At 31.8% G+C, this 13214-nt stretch carries 5 protein-coding genes; 4 read left to right on the top strand and 1 reads right to left on the bottom strand.

The genetic code is table 11. The features are described from left to right. Positions 1 to 14: 14 nt before the first annotated feature. On the bottom strand, positions 15 to 2486 hold the full coding sequence (locus tag BST83_RS14155; protein WP_104810352.1) for a DUF5686 and carboxypeptidase regulatory-like domain-containing protein: 2472 nt from the start codon (positions 2484 to 2486) through the stop codon (positions 15 to 17). Positions 2487 to 2669: 183 nt separating this feature from the next. Here BST83_RS14155 and BST83_RS14160 point away from each other — a divergent pair, with 183 nt between their 5' ends. The 4 genes from BST83_RS14160 (at position 2670) to sov (ending at position 13200) form a co-directional block, all read left to right on the top strand. Beyond that, entirely contained in the window at positions 2670 to 2855 is a 186-nt protein-coding gene (locus BST83_RS14160) for a hypothetical protein (protein ID WP_104810353.1), read from the top strand. A 104-nt stretch (positions 2856 to 2959) separates the two neighbouring features. Further along, entirely contained in the window at positions 2960 to 5236 is a 2277-nt protein-coding gene (locus BST83_RS14165) for an NADP-dependent malic enzyme (protein WP_104810354.1), read from the top strand. Between the two features lie 232 nt (positions 5237 to 5468). After that, positions 5469 to 6050, top strand: a complete 582-nt coding sequence (ruvA, locus tag BST83_RS14170; RefSeq protein WP_104810355.1) for a Holliday junction branch migration protein RuvA — start codon at positions 5469 to 5471, stop codon at positions 6048 to 6050. Between the two features lie 4 nt (positions 6051 to 6054). Then, on the top strand, positions 6055 to 13200 hold the full coding sequence (sov, locus tag BST83_RS14175; RefSeq protein WP_104810356.1) for a T9SS outer membrane translocon Sov/SprA: 7146 nt from the start codon (positions 6055 to 6057) through the stop codon (positions 13198 to 13200). The last annotated feature ends 14 nt before the right edge of the window (positions 13201 to 13214 follow it).

The following is a 13214-nucleotide window of genomic DNA, read 5'->3' on the forward strand; positions in this document are numbered from 1 at the left end:
ACAAAGATAAAGTTTTAGTTTAATAAATTCAATCTGAATAAAAATCCGTCATTTTTAATTCCTGCATGAAACGATTTTACATAATCGACTCTTAAAAAACGCCATTTACCAAAACCAACATTATCTAAACCTACAGAATATTCTGAATACGGATTTCTATCTGCCATAAACAACGTTTTTGCGCCACCGATTAAATGGAAATTCAACTTATTAAGTAACGGGATTTTACCTAAAATAGCGCCTTTAAAATTATGTTCTACGTGTGCTTCTGCGTATTTGTCGTTGGTGTAAAACTTATAATATTCTAACAAGCCAAAATTATTTAATTGATTGCCTGTAATAAAAACCAGCTGATTTCCGTTGGTCTGCAAATTGTCCATAAAAGCAATGTTTTTCTGCTTTAGAAACATTCCTCCTTTTAAATTATAGACTAATTTTCCGTAATTACCTGCATCTACATCTTGTGATAAGTTGGCTAGAAATAAGTCAGAATTTAAATCAGAATTCGAAGCTCCAAAGATTTTTCTGTAATTCACATTTAACGTTGGATACTTATTATTGCCAACATTAAATTTCCTATCCGGATACGATAAGTATTTTTGATTAAAGATAAAAGTTGCACCAATATTTAGAGTTGCAATTTTGTGTTCAGTAAAACTCGCATTTGTAAAATCTTGCGGATTTATAGGATTATTAGAAGTATAAGGATCGGTCATACTTTGACGTGCAAAAGAATAATTACTCGTATTAAAAAGTGGCTTTCTATTAGCATACTCTAAAGAAGATGAAAGATAAACTCCGTTTTTAATTTCTTCTGAATATCCAATTTTAGCAAATTCTTTTTCGTAAATCTTCATAAAATTTTGTCTTCTTACCAAAGAACGAATCATATTATCTAACCCCGAAATTGGTTCTCTATCATTAAATTGGGCAGTTGTAACACCCGCAGAAATAGCCAATCTAGGTTTTGTAATATTGTCCCATTTTTTGTTAAAAAAGAGAATAGGTCTCGCCCTTTCATCAGAAAAACCGTAATTTAATTTTGCGCCAACATTCCACCATTTACCAGTATCATTTAGCGTTTTAAAATAACTTGCGCCAACTGAAGTATTGAAACCTTGCACCGTATTAAAACCTAAATCATTGATCAATCCGTCATAAGAAATAGACCATTTTTCATACGAATTACGAAACGTATAGCCCATAATAGGCGAAAGAAAACTAAATTTATTTTGTTTTTTATTTATAGAATCTAAATACACTTTAGACTTACGTACCATTTTTATACTATCCTTAATTACATAATCTTGCACCTCTTCTATAGTTAAAGGAACCGGTCTTAATTTGTTCCAATACACAGAATCTTTTTCTGTTGCTTCTTTTTCAAAAGTTAAGACTTCATTTGTAAAGGTTTTCTCTGTGAAATTGGGTTTAAAATTATAGTTAGAGAATGCAGAAGAAAAGCGACCATCAAATTTAAATCCGAAGAAATCTACTTTAAAATCGATACTCTGACTGATTAAAACCCATGCGTCATTTTCATCAGAATAATTATAGTTTTGTTTCAGCTTTAAAACATCAACCACCGGAATATTAATTTGAGCACCTGTAACTGTAACATCTGCGCCATACAAAGCCCAATCATTCTCTACAATATACAAAGAGCCATTAAAAACGCGGTCATTTTTACGTTTCGGAATGATGTTTATTTTGTTGATGAGCTTGCCATTTTTATCATAAAAAGTACCTTCTAATTTGTAATTATAGTAGCTAAAAGCATTTGTAGAAATTGGCGAAATTAAATCATTACCAAACTCCACACTATTCTCATAAAAATTGATATTTGCATCTTCTGCTCGATTAAAACTAATGCCATTATCGCGCCCACTAACTTTTGATGCAATAATATTCTCCTTAAAATTTTTTGGCTTTTTCTGATATTTGATCTCGGAAATAGTTTCAGAGAGGTAAATAATTCCGCTTCTTGTAGAATCCAATCCTCCGCCAAAATCGCCCAAACTCTGACCTAAAAATTTCTCTGGTGCGTCTTTAATTCTATACAAACCACGCGAATAAAACTTGGCTGTATATTGGGCAAATTTATCAGTGTTTTTATCTTTATTCGCAATTACATTTCTAATAATTGCATTTGCAGGGTTGTCTTTTGTAGAAATTAAAACCTCTGTCAATTCTACATTTTCTTCATCTAGTTTCACATTCAATTCAAAAGGAAAAGAAGAAATATCAACCTCCTTTTTTAAAGTTTTGTACCCTAAAAACTGAAAAACAACTGTATGTTTCCCTTTATTTTTAAGTTCTAAAATATATTCTCCATTATCATTAGAGGTTGTACCCGTAACTGTTTTATCAAAATACACACTTACGAAAGAAAGCGGATTATTATTTAAGTCTGTAATTTTTCCTTTTACCTGACCAACAAAAGTTACCGAAATAAAAAGGAAGAATAGAAAAGTGATTTTTTTCATAGCTCGTTATAGTTAACAGACGCAAACATAAAGTTTCTATTACAATAAAAGGAATAAATTTTGTTAAACAAGATATAATAAGGCCTTAATCTTAAGACGCTCTAAGAAAAATAAAGATTGTATGAAATTACTTTTAGGTACTTATATCACTTTAACTATCTTTTAAAAAATCAGCTTAAATTAATGCGTTTAAGAAATACCCTAAAAGCATTTTCTGGCACTATTAGCATTCAAGAATCCGAAAAAAACGAATTAAATATTAGTTGGACAAATAATGATTCTTTTGCACAACTTGAAGTCAATTTAACAACTTATTATTTTAATATTAGATATTCTGAAAATAATATCACAAAAGAATTAAACTTTTAAACCCCTGTTTTATAGACAAAACTCTTTAAAAGAAGCAAATAATAATTTTCTCCGTCGCTGAAAAGCATATATTTGTAAGTTATAAATAAGGAAACAAATATTTTATGAGCGATTCTAGAAAAAGACATGAGGCGTTATTATACCATGCAAAACCAAAACCTGGAAAAATTGAAGTTGTACCAACTAAAAAATACGCTACTCAACATGATTTAGCACTTGCGTATTCACCTGGCGTTGCAGAGCCTTGTTTAGAAATAGCAAAAGATAGAGAAAACGTTTACAAATATACCTCTAAGGGAAATTTAGTGGCTGTAATTACTAACGGAACCGCTGTTTTAGGCTTGGGAGATATTGGCCCAGAAGCATCAAAACCAGTAATGGAAGGAAAAGGATTGCTTTTTAAAATCTTTGCTGATATTGATGTTTTTGATATTGAAGTTGATGCCACGGATGTTGATAAATTTGTGGAAATTGTAAAAGCGATTGCGCCTACTTTTGGCGGAATTAATTTAGAAGATATCAAGGCTCCTGAAGCTTTTGAAATAGAAAGAAGATTAATAGAGGAATTGAATATTCCTGTAATGCATGACGATCAACACGGAACGGCTATAATTTCTGGGGCTGCTTTAAAAAACGCTATTGAAATTGCCAATAAAGATATTTCTAAGGTAAAAATAGTAGTAAATGGGGCAGGTGCAGCTGCAATTTCCTGTACCCGTTTGTATGTAAAATTAGGTGCAATATTAGAAAACATTGTAATGTGCGATAGCAAAGGTGTTATCAGAAAAGATAGAGATAATTTAACTTCTCAAAAAGCAGAATTTGCAACAGATCAAGATTTAGACTCGCTTGAAGATGCTATGCAAAATGCAGATGTTTTTATTGGTTTATCTAAAGGAAATGTGGTTTCTCCAGAAATGTTGTTATCAATGGCAAAAGACCCAATTGTATTTGCTATGGCGAATCCTGTTGCCGAAATAGACTACGATTTAGCTATTAAAACAAGAAAAGACATTATTATGGCAACAGGAAGATCTGATCATCCTAATCAAGTAAATAATGTATTAGGTTTTCCGTTTATTTTTAGAGGTGCACTAGATGTTAGAGCTACGAAGATTAACGAAGAAATGAAAATGGCTGCCGTGCATGCTTTAGCAGATTTGGCAAAAAGATCTGTGCCAGAAAAAGTAAATATTGTATATGATGAAGTTAGCTTGTCGTTTGGTAGAGAATACATCATTCCGAAGCCATTTGATCCAAGATTAATTTATGAAATTCCGCCAGCAATTGCAAAAGCAGCAATGGATTCCGGAGTTGCGCTAGAGCCAATTACAGATTGGGAAAAATACCGCGAGGAATTAATGGAAAGAGCTGGTTCTGGAAGCAAAGAAATTAGAATGATTCATAACCGCGCTAAAAGCAATTTAAAACGAATTGTTTTTGCAGAAGCAGATCATCTAGATGTTTTAAAAGCTGCTCAAAGAGTGCATGAAGAAAGACTTGGAAAAGTTATTTTATTAGGCCGAAAAGAGTCGATTTTAGAACTAAAAGAAGAAATTGGTTTTACTGATGATGTGCCAATTTTTGATCCAAAAACAGACGAAGAAGAAGAACGTAGAAAACGTTTTGGAGAAGCGTATTGGAAAAACAGACAACGTAAAGGAAGAACTTTATCGGAAGCAACAAAATTAATGCGCGAGCGTACTTATTTTGCTGCAATGATGGTAAATGAAAATGAAGCGGATGCTTTAATAACTGGGTATTCGAGACCTTATCCAAGTGTGGTTAAACCAATTTTAGAACTTATTGAAAAAGACAAAGGAGTTTCTAAAATAGCCGCTTGTAACTTAATGTTAACAAAACAAGGTCCTTTATTTTTAGCAGATACCACAATCAATATAAATCCTTCGGCTAAAGACATGATAAATACAACTCAAATGGCTTCAGGTTTGGTCAAAATGTTTGGTATGAAACCAAATGTTGCTATGTTGTCTTTTTCTAATTTTGGTTCTTCAAATACAGAAACATCCAAAAAAATTAGAGAGGCAGTTGCTTTTATGCATAAACATTATCCTAATTTAGTTGTAGACGGAGAATTGCAAGCAGATTTTGCGCTTAACGCAGAGTTATTAGCAAAAGAATTTCCTTTTTCTAAATTAAATGGTAAAAAAGTAAATGTATTAATTTTTCCTAATTTAGAATCTGCAAACATTACGTATAAACTATTAAAACAAGTGCAAGGAGCTGAATCTATTGGTCCGATGATTTTAGGATTAAGTAAAGCGGTACACATTTTACAATTAGGGTCTAGTGTCGACGAAATGGTAAATATGGCAGCCTTAGCTTGTGTAGATGCCCAACAAAGAGAAAAGAATAAATAATTTGTAGAGGATAGATTCTAAAGACAAAATCAAAGAGTATAGATTCTAGAGGTAAAAAACAATACTAAAGAGTAGAGAGTAGAAAAACGACTCCTACTCTATTCTCTTTTTCTATTGTCTTTTCTATTCCCTATTCTATTTGCTCCTTTTTTAGCACCTTTTTTCTGTCATTTATATAGCTGAATACAACAAACCTAAAATAAATTATTACTTTAGCCCAGAAAAATAAGTTATGATTACACAAGTTAGAGGAAGATTAGTGGAAAAAAGTCCAACAGAAGTTGTTGTAGATTGCAATGGTGTTGGGTATTTATTACATATTTCTTTAAATACTTTTTCTAGTTTACCTTCGGATGAAAATGTGGTTTTATATACGCATTTATCAATAAGAGAAGATGCCCACACACTTTTTGGGTTTATCAATAAAACAGAAAGAGAAATTTTTAAATTATTAATTTCTGTTTCTGGGGTTGGTCCAAGCATTGCAAGAACAATGCTTTCTTCTATGACATCCGAAGAAATACAGAATGCAATTGCATCAGAAAATGTACCATTAATTCAATCTGTAAAAGGGATTGGCATAAAAACTGCACAAAGAGTCATTGTAGATTTAAAAGATAAAATTTTAAAAACGTTTAATATTGATGAAATTTCTGTGAGAACGAGCAATACGAATAGGGATGAAGCGTTATCTGCTTTAGAGGTTTTAGGGTTTCAAAGAAAACAATCTGATAAAATTATTACCGCTGTTTTAAAAGAAAACCCAGATGCTTCTGTAGAAAAAATCATAAAATTAGCTTTAAAAAACTTATAGTAATTTGGTTAAATCATTAAAAAAAATACTTTTATTAGTACTTTTTACTTTCGCAGTAAAGGCGTCTACTTATGCTCAAAGCACCCAAGGTAAAGATTCTACTGAGGTGAAAAAAGACACTTTAGAATTAAAATACAATTTTAATCACACGCAAAGCGGAAGCCTTTTTTTAGATGATTTAGCAGAAAAGGAAGTCATTTTTGATAAAGAGTTAAACAGATACGTAATCGTTGAGAAAATTGGTGATTATTATACAAAAATACCTATATTTTTAACACAAAAAGAGTATCAACAATATCGTTTAAAGCGAGATATGTTGCAATACTTTAAAGATAAAGTAAGTGCAACAAATGGTAAAAAGAAAGGCTCTTTAGATGCACAAAAAGATTTATTGCCCTCTTATTACATAAATTCTAAGTTCTTTGAAACTATTTTTGGTGGAAATACTGTAAAATTTACACCAACTGGAAGTTTAAATTTAAAACTTGGTTTTATTTATCAGAATACAGAAAACCCTCAAATATCAGAAGAAAACAGAAGTAGTTTTACCTTTGATTTTGATCAGCAAATTAATGTAAGTATTAGAGCCCAAGTAGGAGAACGCTTAACATTTACCGCAAATTATGATACACAATCTACATTCGATTTTCAAAATTTAGTAAGAGTAGAGTTTATACCTCCATCATTAAGTGATGTAAATTACTCAGAAGATGCAATTTTGCAAGGAATAGAAGCTGGTAATGTTGAAATGCCCATTAAAAACTCTTTAATAAATGGTGCTCAAAGTTTATTTGGTGTTAAAACAAAATTAAAATTTGGAAACACAAACATTACCGCCGTTTTCTCTCAGCAAAATTCTGAAAGCAAAACGATAGTTGCACAAGCAGGTGCATCCATTCAACCTTTTGAGCTAAGAACAACAGACTACGATACGGACAGGCACTTTTTCTTATCACAATTTTTTATCGATAATTATTCAAATTCTCTAAAAAACTACCCATTAATAAGTAGTCAAGTTAATATTACAAGAATTGAAGTTTGGGTAACTAACAGAAACGCCAGCACAGAAGGTTTTAGAAGTATTGTTGCGCTTGCAGATATTGGAGAATCTAATAATGTAAATTCTACTTATAAAAATTTAGTGGATGATAAGGGAACTGTGATAAACACGAATCCTGTAAGTATTAGTACAAACGGTCAAGTATTAAATCTGCCTCAAAACAATGCTAACAATATTTATGACCCATCTATTTTATTCGGAATTAGAGATGTTTCTGCAGTTGACAACACTTTAACTGGTTCATTTCAAATGGAACAAGGAACCGATTTTTCTATCCTTGAAAATGCAAGAAGATTAAGTACAAATGAGTTCACATTAAATTCGCAATTAGGATATATTTCTTTAAATAGAAGATTAAACGATGGTGAAGTTTTAGCTGTTGCCTACGAATATACGGTTGCAGGAAGTGTAACCGGAAGTACAAAAAAATCTTTTAAAGTAGGTGAATTTTCGAATGATGGAATTCAAGCACCACAAAATTTAGCAGTAAAATTATTACGAAGTGAAATATTAACCACTAAAAGAGATGCTGCAAATGGTGGTGAAGAATCTTTCCCTACGTGGCGTTTAATGATGAAAAACATCTATGCTTTAGGTGCTTATCCCTTAACACAAGACGGTTTTCGTTTTGAAATTCAATATAGAGACGATGCAACAGGCATACCATCCAATGTGTTGCAAAATGCACAAACTACAGATATTGCAAACACGCCTTTAATTCAGGTTTTAAGCTTAGATCAACTAGACCAAAGTCAGTTTAGAACTGCGGATGGTTTCTTTGACTATGTAGAAGGAATAACCGTTAACTCACAAAACGGATATGTTATTTTCCCGAATCCAGAGCCTTTTGGAAATGATTTAGCAGATAAATTAACAAATACAGCAGATGAAACGTACTTATTTAAAGAGCTGTATTTAAACACCAAAATCCATATTCAAAATAACTTTCAGAATAAAGATAAATATTTCTTGAAAGGATATTTTAAATCAGAAAATTCTGGAGGAATTTCTATTAATGCTTTCAACGTGCCTAGAGGTTCTGTAAAAGTTACTGCAGGAGGAAAACAATTAGTAGAAGGGATCGATTTTGTTGTAGATTATCAATTAGGACGTGTACAAATTATAGATCCCGGTTTACAAGCTTCTGGAACTCCCATAAATGTATCTACAGAAAATAATGCCGTATTTAATCAGCAAAGAAAAACCTTTATGGGTGTAGATATTGAGCATACATTTTCTGATGATTTTGTTGTTGGAGCAACAATTTTAAATATTAATGAAAGACCATTAACACCTAAAGTGAATTTTGGCGCTGAGCCCATAGATAATACCATGTTAGGTTTTAATATCGATTATTCTTCAGAGGTTCCTTATTTTACAAAAATGGTAAATAAGTTGCCATTTGTGGATACTGATGTTCCGTCTAATTTTTCTGTGAGAGCAGATATGGCTTATTTATTGCCAGGAACTCCAAGTGGAATTGATGTTGCGGGCGCTGCGACTTCTTATATAGATGATTTTGAAGCATCTCAAATACCTATAAGTTTATTATCGCCTTTAGATTGGTATGAAGCAAGCACACCTAGAAACGACGCAAATGATACTTTTAATGGAAAAAGTAGCGATTTATCATACAATTATAAAAGAGGAAAATTAGCCTGGTATAGTATTGATCAAATTTTTTATGGAATAGGCCAAACGCCAGCAAGTATTGATGCTGACGAATTATCTAGAGCCGAAACAAGACAGATTAATTATAGAGAATTATTCCCAAATGTGCAATTAGATATTACGCAAAATTCTTTGGTAAGAACTTTAGATTTAGCTTATTTTCCGCAAGAAAGAGGTTCTTATAATTTTAATACATTAGAGAACGACGTTAATACTGACGGGACTTTTAAAAGACCGAATGAAAACTGGGGTGGAGTTATGCGCCCTTTAAACACAAATAACTTTGACCAAGCCAATGTTGAATTTATTCAGTTTTGGATCATGGATCCTTATCAAAATTATTCTATTACAACTGCAGAAGGTTTGCCTGAAAATATAAATCCTACTAATTTAAATAATCAAGTTGGAGATTTATATATTAATTTAGGAAACATTTCTGAAGACATCGTAAAGGATAATCGTAAAATGTTCGAAAACGGTTTACCAGAAGATGGTTTTAAAGTTAACGGATCAAATGTAAATAGTACAATCTGGGGCGATGTGCCAAGAAATCCATCGATCATTTATGCGTTTAACGAAGAAGATGCTCCAAGAACGAATCAAGATTTAGGTTTTGATGGTTTAAATGATTTTGAAGAACAACAACATTTACAGAAATTATCAGACTCATTAAATCTAAATATTAATTTTAATCGTCTAAACCCAAATGATATCGCTTCTGATAACTTTAAATTTTTTAGAGGTGCAGATTTAGATGCAATTGATGCATCCGTACTTAAAAGATATAAAGACTATAATAATACACAAGGGAATTCGCCAACGTTAAATCAATCGCCAGAAACATACCCAATATCCTCTACAACATATCCAGATGTAGAAGACATCAACAGAGATCAAACAATGAATACTGTTGAGAGTTATTATGAGTATAAAATTTCTATGAATCAGGCTAATTTAGTAAAAGGTAGAAATTATATTGTTGATGAAAAAACAACTTCTGTAACTTTAGAAAACGGAAATACACAGCAAACAAAATGGTATCAATTTAGAGTACCCATTAGAAATGGAACTTCTGTAGGGGGAATTTCTGATTTTAATAGCATCCGTTTTGTAAGAATGTTTTTAACTAATTTTAAAATTCCGATTGTAGTTCGTTTTGGCGAATTAGATTTGGTTCGTGGAGATTGGAGACGTTATGCCAGAACGATCGATCCAACAATAAATCCTGATAGAGAACTAACGCAATCAGAATTAGAAGGTTTTGAAGTTGGTGTTGTAAGTATTGAGCAAAATAATGGCAGCTATGTTCAGCCGCCTGGAATTGAAAGAGAACGTTTGCAAGGTAGTACTACTGTGCAATTGCAAAATGAACAATCTGTAACTTTAAAAGTAACTAATTTAGAACCAAATACAACAAGAGCTATCTATAAAAACATGAGTGTAGATTTAAGACGTTTTAAAAATCTTAAAATGTTTATGCATTTACAAGGTGATCCAGGTTTTAATGGTGTAATAAGATTAGGTACAGATTTAAATGACAACTATTATGAAATAGAAGTACCCTTAACGGTAAGTTCTGGTGGTAATGGACAGTTTGATATTTGGCCAGAAGCAAACAACTTAGATGCTTTAATAGAAACTTTTGGTCGCGTAAAACTAGAAAGAGATGGTATTGGTGCCGCCATAAATGTACTGTATACTTCTACTTCTCAAACTGAAGGTTTACCTTACAAAATTAGTGTAAAAGGGAACCCAACTTTAGCGCAATTAAGAACTATAATGCTTGGTTTAAAAAACAACGGTGTTGTAGCTAAAAGCGGTGAGGTTTGGTTTAATGAATTGCGTTCATCTGGTTTTGATAATAAGGCTGGTTGGGCTGCTGTTATGAGTGCGGATGCTAATTTTGCGGATGTTGCAAACGTATCGCTTTCCGGAAGTGTAAGAACAATTGGTTTTGGTAATGTACAAGACAGAGTAAACCAGCGTAGCCTAGATGAAACCAAAGAATACGATGTGGCAACCACCATAAATTTAGGCAAAGTTTTAACTCCGCAAAAATGGGGAATTCAACTGCCTATGAGTTATAGTATTGGAGAAAAATTTATTGATCCAAAGTTCGATCCTCAATACCAAGATGTACAATATACAGATGCAAAAGTTTTTCTTGAAAACCTGCCCGCGGGAACTGCTAAAGAAAAGGCGCTAGAAAACATCAATAATTCTCAGGATTATACCAAAAGAACAAGCATTAGTTTTATCAATGTTAAAAAGAATAGAAATCCTAATTCTACCAAAAAATCTAAGTTTTATGATGTAGAAAACTTAGCCGTTTCATATTCTCATAACACAGAATTTCATAGAGATTATAATATAGAAAAATATATTAGCGAAAATGTTAGTGCAGTTGCAGGTTATAATTTCAACTTTAACTCAAAATCTATTGAACTCTTTAAAAACTCGGAAAGTTTTAAAAGTAACTATTGGAAATTTATCAAAGATTTAAACTTTAATCCTGTTCCGCAAACATTAGCTGTAAACTCTCGAATTAATAGAAGTTATAATGAACAACAATCTAGAAATTTAGTTGAAGGTTTATCTGCTCAGCCAGAATTAAAACAACGTAGATTTTTATTCGATTGGGATTATGCTATTGGTTTCGATTTAACAAAATCTTTACAATTAAACTTTAATGCCACCAATAGTTACATGTATGATGCGTTTGGAAACGGAGAAGATTTACAAATTTTTGACGATTTCTTCAATACAGGAAGACCAAACCATTATCATCAAAAATTAAATACAACCTATAATTTACCTTTAGAAAAGTTTCCTTTTTTAAGCTTTATGAAAGCAGATTATGCATATACAGCAGATTTTGATTGGCAAGTTTCATCCCAAGATGAAACAGTTGTAGAACAAATTGGAAATGTAATTCAGAATGCGAATACGCATAATATAAACACCACCTTTACTTTTGATAAACTCTACAAAAAAGTAGGTTTTGAAAAATTGTTACTTACAAAAGTGCAGCGTAAAAACGCAAAAGATAAAAATACCGCAAGAATAAAACCTGACAAAAAATTGCCTGTTGGTAAGAAAATTTTAAAAACAACTTGGGATATTGTTACTTCCGTTAAACAAGGTAAAATAAGTTATGCCGAAAATAACGGACAATACTTGCAAGGTTATAAAGAAGATATTGGTTTTTTTGGTGGCGCACCAACCTCATTCGCTTTTGGTAGCCAAGTTGATATTAGAAACAAAGCTTTAGAAAATGGCTGGTTAGTTACAAGAGCTGATGGTGGCGAGTATTTTAATAAAACTTTTAGCAGAACACATTATAATAAATTAGATTATACCTTAACACTTAAACCAATTGAAGATTTAAATATAGATGTAATTGGTAATAAAATTAATACTTCAGATATTTCTCAACAAATAGATTTAATAGAAGGTAAAAATGTTTTTGAAGAAACACCTGCTTTTGAAACAGGAAATTTCAGTACAAGTCACTCTATGCTTTCAACAGTATTTACAAATGGAGATGCTTTGTTTCAGAAAATGAAAGATTATAGAAGTATTATTTCTGATCGATTAGCTGCCGAAACTGGCGCACCAATTGCTGGTTTTGGTGCAAACAGTCAACAAGTTTTATTACCTTCATTTATGGCTGCTTATTCCGGAAAAAGTCCTACTAAAATAAATACAAGTTTATTTAGAAACATACCAATACCAAACTGGACTTTACGCTATAACGGATTAATGAAATTTGATTGGTTTAAGAAGAATTTTGCAACATTTGTAGTTTCGCATGGTTATAGATCGTCTTATACTATTTCTAGTTTTACAAATAACTTGCAGTATACTGATGCAACCGCGTATACAGAAACAAATACCGCGGGTAATTACGAATCGCAAAGATTAGTTGCGGCAGCTACTTTGGTTGACGAATTTTCTCCCCTAATAAAATTGGATATGAAAATGAAAAACTCCTTTTCTTTAAGAGGAGAAATCAAAAAAGACAGAACTTTAACCATGAATTTTAACAATAGTACCTTAACCGATATTGCAGGCACCGAATATATTTTTGGTTTTGGATATGTACTTAAAGATGTTAAAATGAATACCCGTTTTACTGGTAAAAAAACAACCTTAAAAGGTGATATAAATTTTAGAGCAGATGTTTCTTTACGAGACAATTTAACACAAATTAGATATGTAGATGAAGATAATGATCAAATTAGTGGTGGTCAGAAATTATTTTCGATTAAATTTACCGCAGATTATAGATTGAATAGTAATTTAACCGCATCGTTCTATTACAATCATCAAACATCTAAATATGCTATTTCTACCACTTTTCCTAGACAGGCAATTAATGGTGGGTTTAACATAGTTTACAACTTAGGAGGAAATTAAAAATAAATCAATAA

The sequence above is a fragment of the Polaribacter filamentus genome (assembly GCF_002943715.1).
In the GTDB taxonomy this organism is placed as follows: domain Bacteria; phylum Bacteroidota; class Bacteroidia; order Flavobacteriales; family Flavobacteriaceae; genus Polaribacter; species Polaribacter filamentus.